This window comes from Variovorax sp. Root473 (assembly GCF_001426505.1).
Taxonomy (GTDB): domain Bacteria; phylum Pseudomonadota; class Gammaproteobacteria; order Burkholderiales; family Burkholderiaceae_C; genus Variovorax.
Genome location: NZ_LMEV01000017.1, coordinates 563,808 through 580,713, shown reverse-complemented (window position 1 = coordinate 580,713; position 16,906 = coordinate 563,808). Strand labels below are relative to the sequence as shown.

Genomic DNA, 16,906 nt, shown 5'->3' with positions numbered 1-16,906 from the left:
GCAGACTCAGTCGAGCGTGATCTTCAGGTCGCGGATCAGCTTGTGCCAGCGCGCGGTCTCGGCCTTGAGCAGCTCGGTGTACTGCGCGGGCGTGTTGCCCACGGGCTCGACGCCGAAGTCGACCATGCGCTTGTTCACCGAGGGCTCGTGGATGGCGGCCACCAGCTGGCGGTTGAGCGTGTTCACCACGTCGGCCGGCGTGGCCGCGGGCACCACCACGCCGACCAGCGCGGCGGCTTCGACGTTCTTGTAGCCGAGCTCGGCGAAGGTGGGCACGTCGGGCAGCTGCGGCAGGCGCGTGGGGTTGGCCACGGCCAGCGCGCGCACCTTGCCGCCCTTGATGAAGCCGGCGCCGGCGGCCATGTCGACCATCATGGCGGGCAGTTGCCCGCCGACCACGTCGGCCAGCGCAGGCGCGGCGCCGCGGTACGGCACGTGGACCATGAAGAGCTTGGCCTCGACCTTCAGCAGCTCCATCGCCAAGTGGTGCGGGCTGCCCGCGCCGGCCGAGGCGTAGTTGATGCCGCCGGGCTTGGCCTTGGCCTGCGCGATGAAGTCCTTGGCGGTGGCAAAGCCCGAGTTGGCGCCGACCACCAGGATCATGGGGAATTTGCCCATCAGCGTGACGGGCGTCAGGTCCTTCGTGGGGCTGTAGCTCAGCGACTTGTACAGCGCCGGGTTGAACACCAGCGTGCCGTTGTCGGCCGAGAGCACGGTGTAGCCGTCGGCCGGCGCGCGCGCGGTTTCGGCGGCGGCCAGCGCGGTGTTGCCGCCCGGCTTGTTGTCCACCAGCACCGGCTGGCCGACCTGGGTCGACAGCGTCTGGGCAACGGTGCGCGCAAGGAAGTCGGAGCCGCCGCCGGCCGCATACGGCACGAGCCAGCGGATCGGCTTGTTCGGAAAGGCAGTCTGGGCGCTGGCGGCAGTGGCCAGGGCAGCGAGGGACAGGACCGCAAGGCCGCGGGCGAAGTGCTTCTTCATCGGGGTGTCTCCGAGGTGGAAATTGTGTATTGCGTAATTATCATACGCATTGCGTAATCTCTGATCCGCGAGTTTACCCGCGCGCCTGGACCCCCACCTAAGATGCCGACGACATGACCTCCCTCGCCGAAGCACCCTCTTCCCCTCCCCGCGAGCGCCGCCAGCGCGTGCAGTCCGCCGAGACCGGCATGGCCGTGCTCAAGGGCCTCGCGCACCTGGGCGGGCGCAGCAGCCTCACGGCGCTGGCCACCCATGTGGGCGAGAGCCCGGCCAAGGTGCACCGCTACCTCGCGAGCCTCATGGAAGAAAGCCTGGTGCGCCAGGACGCCGCCTCGCAGCACTACTACCTGGGGCCCGAGGCGATCCAGATCGGCCTGGCTGCGATGCGCCAGGCCGACCCGATCCGCGCGGCCGAGCCCTGCCTGATCCGCCTGCGCGAATCGCTGGAGGTGACCTGCTTCGTCGCGGTGATGGGCAACAAGGGACCGACCATCGTGCGTTTCGAGGAGCCGGGCCTGCCGGTGACGGTGAACGTGCGCGCTGGTTCGGTGATGTCGATGCTGTGGTCGGCCACCGGCCGCGCCTTCCTGGGCCTGCTCGACGAGTCGCGCGTGGTCGCGCTGGCCGAGCAGGAACTGGCCGACGCCAGCGAGGACATGCGTGCGCTGCTCGACGCGGCCGACCCCATCGGCGCGCTGCGCCGCGAGGTGCAGCAGGCGCACTGCGCCATCGTGCGGGACACCTACCTGCGCGGCATCAGCGCCGTGGCGGCGCCGGTGTACGACTATGCAGGAAGGGTGTGCGCCGTGATCACCGCGCTGGGCGCCACGGGCGGGTTCGACCCGTCGATCGACGGGCCGATCGCCATCGCCGTGCGGCGGGAGGCGAAGGCCGCCGGCGCGCTGCTGGGCGCGGCGGCCTGAGGCCGCTGCCTTATTCGGCCCAGACCACTGCGCCGGTCCACGCCGTGGCCAGCACCACGATGCCGAAGGCGATGCGATACCAGGCGAACGGAATGAAGTTGTGCGTGCTGATGTACTTCAGCAGCCATCGCACGCACAGCCATGCACTGATGAACGAGAAGGCCAGCCCCACCGTGAACATCGGAATGTCGGCCACCGACAGCAGCGCACGCTCCTTGTAGAGGCTGTAGGCACCCGCGCCGATCAGCGTCGGAATCGCCAGGAAGAACGAGAAATCGGTCGCGGCCTGGCGCGACAGGCCCAGCAGCATGCCGCCGATGATGGTCGAGCCGCTGCGGCTGGTGCCGGGGATCATCGCGAAGCACTGCACGAGGCCGACCTTGAGCGCGTCCCAGGGCGTCATGTCGTCCACGTGCTCGATGCGCACCGAGCCCGGCGGGCGCTTCTCGGCCCACAGGATGATGAAGCCGCCGATGATGAAGGTGCTCGCCACCACGGTCGGGATGAACAGGTGCGCCTTGATCATCTTGCCGAACAAGAGGCCCAGCACCACCGCGGGCAAAAAGCCAATGACGACGTTCAGCGCCAGCCGGCGCGCCTTGGGCTGGCGCGGCAGCGCCACCACGGTCGAATGGATCTTCTGCCAATAGACCAGGATCACCGCGAAGATCGCGCCGGTCTGGATGGCGATGTCGAACACCTTGGCCTTGGCGTCGTCGAAGCCCAGCAGCGAGCCCGCAAGAATGAGGTGGCCGGTCGACGAGATCGGCAGGAATTCGGTCAGCCCCTCCACGATGCCCATGACAGCGGCCTTGACCAGCAAAACGATATCCACGCGTACTCCTTGAAAGAGCGGCAATTATCGCGAGGCCTCCGGTCAGGTCCTGATCAGGCGCCGTTCCGCCGGTGGAACGCAAGGCAGCCCTCCCACGGAAATACCCAGTTCAGGTGATGTTCGACCTCGACGCGTTAATACATATTGATAACAGTTATTCATCTGCGCCCGAAGGAGCATCCATGTCAACGTTCACCACCACGAGTGAACCCGAGGCGTGCGTCGCTGAAGAACGCCCCTCGACGCTCGACGACCACGTCGAAGACCGCCTCAAGAGCGCCTGCCAGCTGGAGCGGGAGCAGTGCCACGGCATGCGGCGCGTGGCCGAAGCCACCGGCACCTCGGCCTTCGAGCTGCGCCAGCTGACGCAGCGCCTGTCCGACATCGACCGCTGCGGCGCCGGCACCTGCATCGTGGCGCAGGGCCACGTCGAGGCCGATCGCATGGCTTCCGGCCTGCACGCGGATGCGGCCCTGTGCATCGACTTGCGGCTGCTGGAGCCGCTCGGCCCGGCGCACGACAAGAAATGGTTTGCGCGCTGGAAGTTCTGGAGCTTCCTGCTCGGCGCGGCCGGCCCCGTCGCCGCGCTCACGCTGCAGGGACTGGCGCTGCGTCCGAGCGCGCCGCGCGACGCGCACGCCGACCTGGTCGCCCGGTCGCGCAAGGTGCTCGAAAGCTGGCGCCGCACCTGCGACACATTGTTCTGGCACGCGGTCGAAGACTACGTGCGCCAGCAGGCCTTCTCGCTCGAAACCCAGGCCTACCTGATGCATTGCGTGGCGGCCGTGTTCGCTGCCGACACGCCCCAGCTGTCCGACGCCCGGCGCGAACAGCTGGCCGCCATGCTCACCGACACCTACTGCGATGCGCTCGGCGCCGCGGCGACCATGCCGTCGTCAGACATCTACCGGCGCCTGGCGCAAGGCCTGGAAATCGACAGCGACAACGCCGGCCCCGGCCGTCCGCTGGGCCGCGGCGAAGCGGCCCAGGTGGCGATGACCACGCTGTTCATGGCTGTCGGCAACGGCGGCTCACGCTGAGCCTGTCGACGCGCGACGGCGCAGCGCGCGCACCGCGCTGTCGACCGTCGTCAGCACCGGCAAGCCGCTGGCCGCCTCGCAGGCGCCACGCGCCCGCGCCATGCTGAACTGAGCCAGGGCGATGCGCGTGCAGCCGCGCGCGCGCAGCGCAGCGGCCTGCTCGGCGATGAGCGCATCGTGGCGCTGCGCGTCGCCCGCATCGAGCGCGGCCAGTGCGCCCTCGGCCAGCGCGAGCTCCAGCGCCATGCCCGAGGGAAACTCCGGCGGCATCGACTCGAGCGTGCGCGCGAAGGTCGCGATCAGGCCCAGGCGGCCTTCGCCCAGCACGGCCTCTTCGATCATGGCCTCGTTGGGCTTGAGCACCGCAATGCCCGCATGCCGCCGCGCCACCGCCTCGATGCACGGTCCGAAGGCCGAGCAGGTGAACAGGATGCCGCGCGCACCCGTGTCCACCGCGTACTGCGCCAGGCGCTGGAAGCGCTCGTGCATGGCGGCGTCGAGCCCCTTGCCGTCGCGCGCCAGGTCGGCCGACAGGCTGTCGTCCAGCAGGTTCATGCGCACAGCCTCGGGCCAGTCGCGTGCGAACGCTTCGTTGATGGGGGCGACGGAGTGCGAGAGCGCGTGAATCAGGGCGATGCGGGTCATGGGTCGGAAGTCGGAATCTCAGATGCCCTTGGACGACGGGTTGGCGAACGCGTCCTTCGTCTCGGCGTTGAGCGGGTAGTTGATGTTGATGCCCTTGGGCGGGATCGGCGACATGAACCACTTGCTGTAGAGCTTCTCCATCTCGCCGGACTTCATCATGCCCGAGACCACGCGGTCGACCAGCGCCTTGAAGGCCGGGTCGTCCTTGCGGAACATCAGCGACTGGTTCTCGGTGCGCAGGCTCTCGCCGGTGATGGTGAAGTCCTTCGGGTTGCGCGCGTTGGCGATCTGGCCCGCGAGCAGGATGTCGTCGAGCACGAAGGCCTGCGCGCGGCCACTCTCGACCAGCAGGAACGAATCGGTGTGGTCCTTGCCCGAGAGCTGGTTCACCTCCAGGCTGCGGCCCTTGTCAGCGGCGCGCAGCAGGCGGAACGACGTCGTGCCGGCGGTGGTGACCACGGTCTTGCCCTGCAGGTCGGCGATGCTCCTGATGCCCGAATCGGCCTTCACCAAGGCGCGCACGTTGTAGCGGAAGATGTCCGGCGAGAAGGCCACCTGCGACTGGCGCTCGACCAGGTTGGTGGTGGAGCCGCACTCGATGTCCACCGTGCCGTTCTGCACCAGCGCGATGCGGTTGGCCGAGGTCACGGCCTGGTACTTGATGTCGAGGGCCGGCAGCTTCAGCTCGGTCTTCACCGCGTCGACGATGCGGTTGCAGATCTCGATGCTGTAGCCCACGGGCTTGAGGTTGGCGTCCAGGTACGAGAAGCCGAACGAGGCCTCGCGGTAGCCGAAGGTGATGGCGCCGCTGGCCTTGATCTTGGCGAGCGTGTCGTTGGCGGGCTGCGCCTGCGCAGAAGCGGTCGGCGCCAGGGCGGCAAGGGCCAGCGCGAAGGCGGCGGCGATGGAAAGCGACGGGCGAAGCTGGGACATGGAACGCTCCTCGGAACGGCGGTTGAAGAAAAAAAAGGGAACGGGGTCGACCGTTCAGCGCGCGGCGGTGCGCGTGACCGCATCGACCGAAGCGGCGAGCCGCGCGACGATCTCCTGCAGGTGGTCGCGCGTCGCGATGTAGGGCGGCGCCAGCAGCACGTGGTCGCCCTGGCGCCCGTCGACCGTGCCGCCGAAGGGGTAGCACAGCAGGCCGCGCGCCATCGCGTCCTTCTTGAGGCGCGCGTTGACGGCCAGGGCCGGATCGAAGGGCTGCCTGCTCGCGCGGTCGGCCACCAGCTCGACGCCCCAGAAGAAGCCGCGCCCGCGGATGTCGCCCACGTGCGGGTGGTCGCCCAGCGCCTCGGCCAGCATCGCGCCGAAGGCGATGCCGTCCTCGCGCACCTTCGCGACGAGGCCGTCGCGGCGGATCACCTGCTGCACCGCGAGCGCCGCTGCGCAGGCCATCGGATGGCCCAGGTAGGTGTGGCCGTGCTGGAAGAAGCCGCTGCCCCTGGACATGGCCTCGACGATGCGGCGCTGCGCCAGCACCGCGCCGATCGGCTGGTAGCCGCCGCCCAGGCCCTTGGCGATGGTCATCAGGTCGGGCGCCACCCCCTCCTGCTCGCAGGCGTGCAGCGAACCGGTGCGGCCCATGCCGCACATCACCTCGTCGAGGATCAGCAGCACGCCGTATTTGTCGCACACGGCGCGCACGGCCTTGAAGTAGCCCGGCACGGGCGTGAGCACGCCAGCGGTGGCGCCGCCCACGGTCTCGGCCACGAACGCGATCACGCGGTCGGCGCCCTGCGCGAGGATGGCGGCCTCCAGCTCATCGGCCAGGCGCAGCCCGTATTGCTCGGCGCTTTCACCTTCGCGCTGCTCGCGGTACGGGTAGCACGGCGACACATGCGTGGCCGGCACGAGGATCGGCGCAAAGGGCTCGCGCCGCCAGGCGTTGCCGCCCACCGCAAGCGCGCCCAGCGTGTTGCCGTGGTAGCTCTGGCGCCGCGCGATGAAGTGCGTGCGCTGGGGCTGGCCGATTTCCACGAAGTACTGGCGCGCCATCTTCAGCGCCGACTCCACCGCCTCCGAGCCGCCGCTCACGAGGTACACGTGGCTCATGCCTTCGGGTGCGGAACCGATGAGTTCGTCGGCCAGCTGCTCGGCCACCTCGCTCGTGAAGAAGCTGGTGTGGGCGTAGGCCAGTGTGTCGATCTGCGCGTGCATGGCGGCCATCACTTCGGGGTGGCCATGGCCGAGCGAGGACACGGCCGCGCCGCCCGACGCGTCGAGGTACTCGCGCCCGTCGGCGTCGCGGATGAACATGCCTTGCGCGCTGGCGGCAACGGGCGGGGTGTGGCGAAGGTGGCGGTGGAAGACGTGCGTCATGGCGGAAAGAAAGCGGGGGCCTTGTTTGGAACTAACGTTTCGGATGAATTATTAATTGGAACATTTGCTCCGTCAACTTCAGTGATTTCCCTGCTCCGGTACATTCGTTCCAGACACCGAGAGAAAAGAGACACCGCCATGGGCGCCAAAGAACTGATCCGCCAGCGTTTCAACGAACTGAGCCCTGCCCTGCAGCAGGTGGCGCGCTACGTGCTCGACCACCCCAACGAAGTGGTCACGGGCTCCATGCGCAACGTCGGCACGCGCGCGCAGAGCACGCCCGCCACGCTCGTGCGTTTCGCGCAGCACCTGGGCTTTGAAGGCTGGCCGCAGCTCAAGGAGGCCTTCGCCGCCGACATGGGCCTGGGCACCGAGACCTACGGCGTTCGCGCCAAGCAGCTGGTGGGCCGTGCCGCCGACCAGGGTCTGGCGGGCGAGATGTTCGAGGTGCAGCGGCGCAACCTGGAGCTCACGCACCAGCAGAGCGGGCCGGCGCTGCTCAAGGCCTGCGTGCTGCTGGAGAAGGCGCCGGCCGTGCACGCGGCGGGCTTTCGCGCGTGCTTTCCGATCGCGTTCTCATTCGTCTACGTCTACCGGCTCTTTCGCACCAGTGTGCACCTGGTGGACGGCCAGGGCGGCTCGCTCGAGATGCAGCAGCGCGCCTTCGCCAAGGGCGACGCGCTGGTGGTGGCGAGCTTTGCGCCCTATTCGCGCGAGGCGCTACAGGTGGCCGAGGCGGCGAAGGCGGCCGGCTGCCGCATCGTGGCGATCACAGACAGCGTGACCTCGCCGCTGTCGCTGCTGGCGGACGAAACGCTGCTCTTCACCATCCACAGCCCCTCGTTCTTCCCCTCGGTGGCGGCCGGCGTGGCCGTGACGGAAGCGCTGGTCGAGCTGCTGGCGAGCCGCGCGGGCAAGCCGGTGATCCGGCGCATCGACCAGGCCGAGGCGCAGCTGTTCGAGTCGGGGGCCTACCTCATGGCGCCCGTGGCGCGGGGCGGCTGATCAGGCGAGCGCGCGGGTGCGGCCGGCGCTCTGGCGCAGGTAGAGCACCAGCAGGTCGCGATTGGCGTTGATGTGCTCGCGCATGGCGGCTTCGGCGCCCGCCGCTTCCTGCCGGCCGAGCGCCTCGACGATGCCGCGGTGCTCTTCCAGCGCCTGCAGGGCCTGGCCGTGCCGGTACATCAGCATGGCGGCGTCGTGCTTGTGGGGGCGCGAGCGGCTGTCGAAGATCACCGGTAGCTGGCAGGCGCGCTGCACGGCCTCGCTGAGCCAGCGGTTGTCGGCCAGCGACAGCAGCTTGTGGTGGAAGGCCTGGTTCAGGTCTTGCCACAGGTCGGCCCGCTCGTCGGTCCATTCGCCGCTGTCGTGCAGCAGCGCATGCTGCTCGTCGACCATGGCCGTCAGTCCGGCCAGCGCCTCGTCGTCCAGGCCGCGCTCGCTGAGCAGGCGGCAGCCCATGCCTTCGAGCGTGGCGCGCACGCTGAAGGCGTCGAACACGTCCTTGGCGTCGAAGCGGCGCACCTGGAAACCCCGCTGTGGGTGGTAGACCAGCAACCCCTCGTCGGCCAGCCGCGCCATGGCGCCGCGCACAGGGGTGCGCGACACGCCAAGCTCGTTGGCGAGCGAAATCTCCATCAGGTGGGCGCCGGGGGCGATCGCACCGTCGAAGATGCGGGTGCGCAGCGTGTCGGCCACGGACAGCACGCGCGTCCGCGAGGGATCTGGGGGGGTCATCGAAAGTCGGAAACAGGGGACGGCCGGAAGCCGGCCGCGCGGATGGTACGGCGGCGTATCGAAGCTTCATATCCCCGATTTCCGTAAAAATCCCGTTCTGGCGACTTTTTCGAGAATTACGGAAAAATTATTAACTTCTGTAAACAGTCACCCGGGTTTCCGCGTTACCGCCCCACCGTTTTGGCCGCCAGGTGGATCGCGGCGCGAATCCGGGGGTACGTGCCGCAGCGGCAAATATTGCCGCGCATGGCGTCCGAGACCTGGTCGTCGCTGGGCTTGGGGGTCGCCTTGAGCAGTGCGCAGGCCGACATGAGCTGGCCGCTCTGGCAGTAGCCGCACTGCACCACGTCCACCTCGGTCCAGGCCTGGCGCAGGGCGTCGGCCTCCCGGCCTTGCAGGCCCTCGATGGTGGTGACTTCGCGCCCGGCCACGGCCTCCAGCGGGGTGACGCAGGAGCGCACGGCCTGGCCGTCCAGGTGCACGGTGCAGGCGCCGCACAGCGCCTTGCCGCAGCCGAACTTGGTGCCGACGAGCTTCATCTCGCCGCGCAGCACCCACAGCAGCGGGGTGTCGGGCTCGGCGCTCACGGTGGCGGTCCGGCCGTTGATCTTCAGCGTGGTGGTGGTCGTGGTCATGGGTGTCTTTCCTGTTCGCGGGGATCAGGCCAGCCGCAGCGGCAGGCTGCGCAGGCGCTGGCCGGTCAATGCGAACACGGCATTGGCCACGGCGGGCGCGATGGGCGGCGTGCCCGGCTCACCGACGCCGCCGGGCGGCGCCTCGGCACCGGTGCCGGCGAGGATGTCGACCTCGATGACCGGGCACTCGTCGATGCGCAGCGGCGTGTAGTCGTGGAAATTGCTCTGCTGCACCTGGCCTCGCGCCACGGTGATCTCGCCGCGCAGCGCGGCCAACAGGCCGAACACGATGCTGCCTTCCATCTGCTGGCGGATCAGGTTCGGGTTCACCGGCAGGCCGCAGTCGATCACGCACACCACGCGGTGCACGCGGATCTGCCGCTCGGGCGTCACCGACACCTCGGCCACCTGCGCCACGATGCTGCCGAAGGCGCGGTGGATGGCCACTCCGCGCGCGCGCTTCGTGCCGTCGGGCCCCTCGGCCAGCGGCTCGCCCCACTTCGAGAGCTCGGCCACGCGCTGGAGCACCGCCAGGTGGCGTGCGTCCCTGGCGAGCAGGCCCACGCGGAAAGCCACCGGGTCCTTGCCGGCGGCGACGGCGCATTCGTCGATGAAGCTCTCGACGAAGAAGCCGTTCTGCGAATGCGCCACGGAGCGCCAGATGCCGGTGGTCACGGCCGACTCGACCGGCACGTGCGCCACGCGGGCCTGCGGGAAGTCGTAGGCGGTGTTCCAGGCGCCGTCGGTCGAGTTGTCCATGAACGACGGCGCCCCGAGGCTGGAGCCGGCGCTGGTGGTCTGCCAGGCGACCAGCGCGCCCGCCGCGTCGAAGCCGGCCTTGCACCGCGCCACATAGGCCGGGCGGTAGAAGTCGTGCGTCATGTCTTCCTCGCGCGACCAGATCAGCTGCACCGGCGCGCCGCCGGCCTCGCGCGCGAGCTGCGCGGCCTGCACCAGGAAGTCGATGAAGTAGCGCCGCCCGAAGCCGCCGCCCAGGTAGGTCACGTGCAGCGTGACCTTGTCGGCATCGATGCCCAGCGCCTTGGCCACTGCGGCGCGCGCGAAACCCGGCGCCTGCGTCGGCGCCCAGACGGTGGCGGCGCCGTCCTTGAACTGCACGGTGCAGTTCATCGGCTCCATGGTGGCGTGCGCCAGGAAGGGCACGCGGTACTCGACCTCGATCGTGCGCGCGGCCGACTTCAACGCAGCGGCCACACCGCCGGTGTCGAGGCGGGCGTTGCCCGCATCCGTGTCGAGCGTGCGCGCGAGGCGCTCGATCATCTCGGCGCTCGACAGGCTGGCGGCCGGACCGTGGTCCCATTCGATGTCGACCTTCTTCAACGCGCGCATCGCGTGGTACGGCGTGTCGGCGATCACCGCCACACCGCCCGCCGTGCTGCCCGTGCCGACAAGGCTCGCGGCCACCGGTTCCAGCGCCACCACCTTGCGCACGCCAGGCAGCGCCTCGGCGACCTTGGCATCGAAGCGCGCGACGCGTCCGGCCAGCGTCGGGCACATCGCGATGCTGGCGTACAACAGGCCTGGCGGCAGCACGTCGATGCCGTAGGTGGCAGTGCCGTCGAGCTTGCCGGCGTTGTCGATGCGCCGCTGCGGCTGGCCGATGACGCGGAAGTCGGCGGGCGCCTTGAGCTTCACCGCCGTGGGCAAGGGCTGCTGCGCGGCCTTCTCGGCCAGTTCGCCATAGCGCGCGCTGCGGTTGGAGGCCGGGTGCAGCACGCGGCCGGCCTCGGTGCGGCATTCGCCGGCCGGCACCTGCCACCGGGCAGCGGCGGCGCCCACCAGCATGAGCCGCGCCGACGCGCCGGCCTCGCGCACCGGGCCCCACTGGTCGGTGACGCTCGACGAACCGCCCGTGCCCGAGAGCCCCGGGATCGTGCGCAACAACTTGCCCACCACCTGGTGCGCCGCGCGCTTGCCGAAGCCCTCGTCGCCCGGCTTGAAAGGCAACGCGTCGAGGATCATGGCCTGGTTGTTGTAGATGGCGTCGAAGCCGGCCTGCTCGAGCCGCACCTGCGACACCGGGGCATCCATTTCTTCGGCCAGCAGCATCGCCAGGCCGGTGTGGGTGCCCTGCCCCATTTCCGACTGCGTCATCACCAGCGTGACCGTGTCGTCGCTGCCCACCTTGACCCAGCCGTTGAGCACGACCTGCCCGTTGCCCGCCGGCAACGGATTGCCCGGCACGAGGCGCGACGCCGCCGGCGTGGCGGCCCAGCCGACCACCAGGGCGCCGGCGGCCCCAAGGGTGCCGAGCACGAAGTGGCGGCGTTTGAGTTGCGGCATGGCGCGGGTTCTTTCTTCTGTGGGTCGCAAGGCGTGTGGGGATCGGGGCAGAACGGCCTTGCAGACGATTCTGCACCGGCACGGCGGGCGGCGATCCCTGGGAACCCTGCCCCCCACACCCGGTCGAACACTTGTCGTGGCGTTGTGCCGCGACAGGAGGTAATGACCATGAAGCATGTGAAGCATTGGCAGGACCCCGTCAACGCCGTCGCCGGCGTGTGGCTGATCGTCTCGCCATGGGTACTGGGCTTTCAGGGCAACACGCTCGCCATGTGGACCATGGTGGCGACCGGCATCGTGCTGGGTGCCGTGGCACTGGGCGCGACCTTCGTGCCGCACCAGTGGGAAGAGTGGACCGAAGTGGCGCTGGCAGCCTGGCTGGCGGTGTCGCCCTGGTTGCTCGACTTCCGCATGGTCGAGCCGGCGCTGGTCAATGCGGTGCTCGTGGCCGCGCTGATCATGGTGCTTGCCCTGTGGGTCCTGGTGACCGACAAGGACTACCTGGGCGGCGCCATCGACCGGCCAGCGCACTGATTGGGGAGAGAGCGATAGTGTGATGCGCGAAGCAGCGACCACCGCTGCGACGCAACGACGCCCGGTCCGGTGTTCGATGCAAGCGGGCACCGGATCGGGCCGACGGGCAGGCAGCTTCCCATGCCCGCCCGCGACACCCGCGCCTTACGGCGTGCGGGAAGCGGCGTTGTTGTTTGAAGTGCTGTTGTCGACCGGGCGGGCGCCGCCCATCCAGTCGGCCTGCCAGCCGCCGCCCATGGCCTGGATCAGTGCGATTGCCGCGGCCTGGCGATTGACCTGAAGCTGCACGAGCGCGCGCCGCGCGCTCAGTGCGGCGGCCTGCGCCTGCACCACGTCGGTGTAGCTCACCTGCCCCGCGCGATAGCGGTTGAGCAGTTGCTGCTCGGTCTTGTCGGCCGCCGCCGTGGCCTCGCGGCGCAGGCCTTCCTGCTGCGCCAGCGTGGCGCCGGTCGTCAGCTGGTCTTCCACGGTCTGGAACGCGGCGAGCACCGTCTGCCGGTAGCGCGCCACGCTGGCCTCGTGGCCGGCCTTGGCGGCATCGACGCTGGCGCTGATGGCGCCCGCATCGAACACCACCTGCGCCACCGACAGGCCCAGGCCCCACAGCGTGTTGGCCGAGCCGAAGAGGTCTTTCACGCGGCTCGCGTTGCTGCCGACCGAGGCCGTGAGCGAGATGTTCGGGTAGTAGGCCGATCGCGCCACGCCGATCTGCGCATTGGCCGCGGCCACCGCACGCTCCGCCGCCGCGATGTCGGGCCGGCGCTGCAGCAGCGTCGAGGGCACGCCGGTCGGCACGCCGGGCACCGTGGGCGTCCAGCGTGCGGGCGGCAGACTGAAGTCGGCCGGTGCCACGCCCACCAGCATCGCGATGGCGTGCTCCAGTGTGGCGCGCGTGCGCTGCAGGCCGACGCGATCCGCCTTGGCATTCACCAGTTGGGTCTGCGCCTGCAGCACGTCGGTCTGCGCGGCAATGCCGGCGGCGTAGCGGTTGCTCGTGATCTCGAAGGCGCGCTGATAGCCGAGGATGGTTTCGTCGAGCAGCACGATCTCGGCGTCGGCCTCGCGCAGCGAGAAGTAGTTGGTCGCCAGGTCGCCGATGGCCGACAGCCGTGCCGAAGCCAGGTCGGCCTCGCTGGCCTGTGCGTTGGCCTGCGCGCTGTTCACGGTTTCGCGCAGGCGGCCCCACACGTCGGGCGTCCAGCTCGCGCCCAGCGTGGCACCGAAGGCGTTCGAGGGGCTGGCCGAGGCGTTGCCGTTCACCGTGCCCGAACGCCTGCCGCTGCCGTCGAGGGACACCGACGGGAACAGCCCCGCGCGCTGCTCGCGCACCAGCGCCTGCGCCTGCGTGTAGTTGGCCACGGCGGCGGCGATGTTCTGGTTCGACACCTGCACGCGCCCTGCGAGCTCGTCGAGCGTGGCGTCGCCGAAGAGCTTCCACCACTCGCCGCGGTCGAGCGCGTCGGCGGGCGCGGCGGGCAGCCAGCCGTCGGCGGCAGGTTGTTCTTTCCAGCCGGCGGGCGCGGCGGATGCGGGCAACTGGTACGTCGGGCCGACGGCACAGCCGGCGAGCACGGCGGCCAGGGCGAGCGTGCTCAGCGCGAAGAAGCGGCGTGAAGAACCAAGGGAAGAAATGGAGGCGTTCATGGTCGTGGATCTCAGACAGCCGGAGCGCGGCTCAACGCATGTTCGTTCTTGCCGCGGCGACGCAGCTTGTCGAGCAGCAGGTAGACCACCGGCGTGGTGAGCAGCGTCAGCAACTGGCTCGCGATGAGCCCGCCGATGATCGCCACGCCCAGGGGCCGGCGCAGCTCGGCGCCTTCGCCGAAGCCGATGGCCAGCGGCAGCGCGCCGAGCGCGGCGGCCAGCGTGGTCATCAGGATGGGCCGGAAGCGCAGCAGGCAGGCCTCGCGCACCGCCTCGAGCGGACTCAGGCCGCGCGAGCGCTCGGCCTCCAGCGCGAAGTCGATGATCAGGATGGCGTTCTTCTTCACGATGCCGATCAGCAGGAACACGCCAATCAACGCGATGATGGAAAACTCCATGCGGAACATCAAGAGCGCCAGCACCGCGCCCACGCCGGCCGAAGGCAAGGTCGAGAGCACCGTCACCGGATGCACCAGGCTCTCGTACAGGATGCCCAGCACGATGTAGATCACCACCAGCGCCGCCAGGATCAGCATCGCCTGCTGGCCCTGCGACTGCTGCGCGCTCAGCGCGGTGCCGGCAAACGCGCCGCGCACGTTCGTCGGCATGGCGATGTTGGCCTCGGCCTTGGCGATGGCCTCGCGCGCATCGCCGAGGTTCGCGCCTTCGGCGAGGTTGAATGAGATGGTGGTGGCGAGTTCGCCGTCTTCATGGCTGACCGACGTGGCAACCGATTGCTCCTCGAACTTCGCCACCGCCGACAGCGGCACCAGCGTGGTCGCCGTGTTGCTCAGCACGTTGCCGGTTGAGGCGTTGCGCAGGCCGGCGTTGGCCGACACCGGCACCGTCGCTGCGGCCGAGGTGGAGGCGGCCGTGCCGCCTGTCGATGTGGTGGTCGTTGCGGCTACCTGCGTGGTCACGGCCTGCCCGCCGACCACCGAGGTCCGGGTGGCGGGCACGTACACGTCGCGCAACGCGTTCGGGCTGCGCGTGTAGGCCGGCGCCCATTCCATCACCACGTGGTACTGGTTGAGCTCGGTGTAGATGGTCGCCACCTGCCGCTGGCCGAAGGCGTTGTACAGCGCGTTGTCGATGGCGGTGGAGGTCAGCCCCAGGCGCCGTGCGCTGTCCGGGTCGACCTTGGCCACCGTCTCCACGCCGTTCTGGTCCTGGTCTGTGTCGATGTCGGTCAGCGTGGGCTGCTGCTTCATCTCGTCGGCCAGCTTCACGGCCCAGGTGCGCAGGTCGGACAGGCTGTCGCTCTTGAGCGTGTATTGATACGTGGAGTTGCTGGAGCGCCCGCCCGAGCGCACGTCCTGCACCGGGCCGAGGAACACGCGCAGCCCCGTCACCTGCGCCAGCTGCGGACGCAGCCGCGCGATCACCGCCAGGCCGCTGTCCTTGCGCTGGCTGGCCGGCTTCAGGTTGACGAACATGAAGCCGCCCCCCGCGCGCCCGCCACCGGTGAAGCCCACCACGGTGTCGACCGCTTCGTCCTTGCGGATGATGTCGACCACCTCGCGCAGCTTGGCCGCCATGGCCTGCGACGAAATGCTCTGGTCGGCACGCAGGCCGCCGTTGAGCTGGCCGCTGTCCTGCTGCGGGAAGAAGCCCTTCGGCGCCGCGCTGAACAGGTAGACATTGAGCCCCACCACCGCCAGCAGCACGAACATGACGATCGCCTTGCTGTCGAGCGCCCAGTCGAGCGCGTGCTCGTAGCGCTTGAGCATCCAGTCGTAACTGCGCGCCGCCGCCCGGCCAAACCGGCCCGGCGGCTTGCCGTTGCCGTGGCCGTTGTTGCCGCCCGGCTTGAGCATCCACGCGCACATCATCGGCGTGGTGGTGAGCGAGATGACCAGCGAGATCAGCACCGCCGCCGACAGCGTGACCGCGAACTCGCGGAACAGCCGCCCCACCTGCCCGCCCATGAACAGCAGCGGAATGAACACCGCCACCAGCGACACGCTGATCGACAGCACCGTGAAGCCGACCTCTTGCGCGCCGAGCAGCGCCGCCTTCATGCGCGACATGCCCGCCTCGATGTGGCGGCTGGTGTTCTCGAGCACCACGATGGCGTCGTCCACCACGAAGCCCGTGGCCACCGTGAGCGCCATCAGGCTCAGGTTGTTGAGGCTGAAGCCCAGCAGGTGCATCACGCCGAACGTGCCCAAGAGCGCCACCACCGTGGCCACCGCCGGCACCACGGTCGCGCGCACGCTGCGCAGGAACAGGCTGACGACCAGCACCACCAGCAGCACGGCGATGACCAGCGTCATCTCCACTTCGCGCAGCGAGCTGCGGATGGAGTTCGTGCTGTCCGAGGCCACCTGCAGCGTCACGTCGGGCGGCAGTTGTGCCTGCAGCTCGGGCAGCAGCGCGCGCACGTTGTCGACGGTCTCGATGATGTTGGCCGAGGGCTGGCGCGTGATCAGCACGATGATTGCCGGCTCGCCATTGAACAGGCCCAGCGTGCGCGTGTCTTCCACGCCGTCGATCACGTCGGCCACCTCGCGCAGCCGCACCGCCGCGCCGTTGCGCCAGGCCACGACCATCGACGCGTAGTCGCTCGCGCGCAGCGCCGGGGTCTGGGTATAGATCTGCAGCTTGCGGCCCTCGCCTTGCACCATGCCCTTGGGGCGGTTGGCGTTGGACGCTTGAATCGCGGCACGCACGTCGTCGGTGCTGATGCCGTAGCGATTCAACGCGAAGGGGAGCAGCTCGATGCGCACCGCGGGGAGCGAACCGCCGCCGATTTCCACGTCGCCTACGCCGTCGACTTGGGACAGGCGTTGGCTGACGATGTTGGAGACTGCGTCGTAGATCTGGCCTGGGGTCTTTGTTTTTGACGTGAGGGCCAGGATGATGACGGGGGAGGCGGCTGGGTTGGCCTTGCGGTAGGTGGGGTTGCTTCTTAGCGTGGCGGGCAGGTCTACGCGGCTGGCGTTGATGGCTGCCTGGACTTCTCTGGCTGCGCCGTCGATGTTGCGGCTGAGGTCGAATTGCAGCGTGACTCGGGAGGAGCCTACGGAGCTGGTGGACGTCATTTCGTTGACGCCTGCGATTGTTCCCAGGTGTCTTTCCAGCGGGGTCGCGACGCTGGTTGCCATCGTCTCTGGGCTGGCTCCTGGGATGGAGGCTCTTACTGAGATGACTGGGTAGTCGACCTGAGGGAGGGGGGAGACTGGGAGGACGAAGAACGCTGCAATTCCTGCCAGGGCGATGCCTATGGTCAGAAGGACTGTGCCTATGGGGCGGCGGACGAAAGGACGCGACAGGTTCATCGCAGTGCCTCGTCTTGCTTCCCGA

General features: G+C 69.2%; 14 protein-coding genes. 4 read left to right on the top strand and 10 right to left on the bottom strand.

Translation table 11 applies throughout. The features are described from left to right. Positions 1-6: 6 nt before the first annotated feature. On the bottom strand, positions 7-981 hold the full coding sequence (locus tag ASD34_RS16050) for a Bug family tripartite tricarboxylate transporter substrate binding protein (protein WP_056579413.1): 975 nt from the start codon (positions 979-981) through the stop codon (positions 7-9). 113 nt (positions 982-1,094) lie between these two features. Here ASD34_RS16050 and ASD34_RS16045 point away from each other — a divergent pair, with 113 nt between their 5' ends. Further along, a complete protein-coding gene (locus ASD34_RS16045; protein ID WP_056579412.1) occupies positions 1,095-1,904 on the top strand; it encodes an IclR family transcriptional regulator in 810 nt (269 codons plus the stop codon). A 10-nt stretch (positions 1,905-1,914) separates the two neighbouring features. Here ASD34_RS16045 and ASD34_RS16040 read toward each other — a convergent pair whose 3' ends face one another. Next, entirely contained in the window at positions 1,915-2,739 is an 825-nt protein-coding gene (locus ASD34_RS16040; RefSeq protein WP_056579411.1) for an undecaprenyl-diphosphate phosphatase, read from the bottom strand. A 182-nt stretch (positions 2,740-2,921) separates the two neighbouring features. On the opposite strand from ASD34_RS16040, the gene ASD34_RS16035 reads away from it, so the two are divergent. After that, positions 2,922-3,779, top strand: coding sequence for a hypothetical protein (locus ASD34_RS16035; protein ID WP_056579410.1), 858 nt, complete (start codon positions 2,922-2,924; stop codon positions 3,777-3,779). Here ASD34_RS16035 and ASD34_RS16030 read toward each other — a convergent pair. Genes ASD34_RS16030 through ASD34_RS16020 form a run of 3 tightly spaced genes read right to left on the bottom strand, consistent with a single transcriptional unit; the run spans position 3,771 to position 6,746 of the window. After that, the gene (locus ASD34_RS16030; RefSeq protein ID WP_056579408.1) at positions 3,771-4,424 is read right to left on the bottom strand and encodes an aspartate/glutamate racemase family protein; all 654 of its coding nucleotides are present in this window, start codon (positions 4,422-4,424) and stop codon (positions 3,771-3,773) included. The genes ASD34_RS16035 and ASD34_RS16030 overlap by 9 nt on opposite strands. An 18-nt stretch (positions 4,425-4,442) precedes the next feature. Continuing rightward, positions 4,443-5,357: an amino acid ABC transporter substrate-binding protein gene (locus ASD34_RS16025; protein ID WP_056579406.1), complete on the bottom strand. Its 915-nt coding sequence runs from the start codon at positions 5,355-5,357 to the stop codon at positions 4,443-4,445. A 54-nt stretch (positions 5,358-5,411) separates the two neighbouring features. After that, positions 5,412-6,746, bottom strand: a complete 1,335-nt coding sequence (locus ASD34_RS16020; RefSeq protein ID WP_056579404.1) for an aspartate aminotransferase family protein — start codon at positions 6,744-6,746, stop codon at positions 5,412-5,414. Positions 6,747-6,884: 138 nt separating this feature from the next. Here ASD34_RS16020 and ASD34_RS16015 point away from each other — a divergent pair, with 138 nt between their 5' ends. Then, entirely contained in the window at positions 6,885-7,751 is an 867-nt protein-coding gene (locus ASD34_RS16015; protein WP_056579401.1) for a MurR/RpiR family transcriptional regulator, read from the top strand. On the opposite strand, the gene ASD34_RS16010 is transcribed toward ASD34_RS16015, so the two are convergent. The 3 genes from ASD34_RS16010 to ASD34_RS16000 all read right to left on the bottom strand — a co-directional run bounded on the left by ASD34_RS16010 (position 7,752) and on the right by ASD34_RS16000 (position 11,422). After that, positions 7,752-8,483, bottom strand: a complete 732-nt coding sequence (locus tag ASD34_RS16010; RefSeq protein WP_082548736.1) for a GntR family transcriptional regulator — start codon at positions 8,481-8,483, stop codon at positions 7,752-7,754. Between the two features lie 164 nt (positions 8,484-8,647). Further along, positions 8,648-9,118 (bottom strand): (2Fe-2S)-binding protein, encoded by a 471-nt coding sequence (locus tag ASD34_RS16005; RefSeq protein ID WP_056579398.1) that lies wholly within the window; start codon positions 9,116-9,118, stop codon positions 8,648-8,650. 24 nt (positions 9,119-9,142) lie between these two features. Beyond that, positions 9,143-11,422 carry a xanthine dehydrogenase family protein molybdopterin-binding subunit gene (locus tag ASD34_RS16000; RefSeq protein ID WP_056579395.1) on the bottom strand — a complete coding sequence of 760 codons (2,280 nt, stop codon included), beginning with the start codon at positions 11,420-11,422 and terminating at the stop codon, positions 9,143-9,145. Positions 11,423-11,590: 168 nt separating this feature from the next. On the opposite strand from ASD34_RS16000, the gene ASD34_RS15995 reads away from it, so the two are divergent. Then, on the top strand, positions 11,591-11,956 hold the full coding sequence (locus ASD34_RS15995; RefSeq protein WP_056582408.1) for an SPW repeat protein: 366 nt from the start codon (positions 11,591-11,593) through the stop codon (positions 11,954-11,956). A gap of 144 nt (positions 11,957-12,100) precedes the next feature. On the opposite strand, the gene ASD34_RS15990 is transcribed toward ASD34_RS15995, so the two are convergent. After that, a complete protein-coding gene (locus ASD34_RS15990) occupies positions 12,101-13,600 on the bottom strand; it encodes an efflux transporter outer membrane subunit (RefSeq protein WP_056579393.1) in 1,500 nt (499 codons plus the stop codon). Between the two features lie 11 nt (positions 13,601-13,611). After that, positions 13,612-16,881 carry an efflux RND transporter permease subunit gene (locus ASD34_RS15985; RefSeq protein ID WP_056579391.1) on the bottom strand — a complete coding sequence of 1,090 codons (3,270 nt, stop codon included), beginning with the start codon at positions 16,879-16,881 and terminating at the stop codon, positions 13,612-13,614. Positions 16,882-16,906 lie beyond the last annotated feature (25 nt).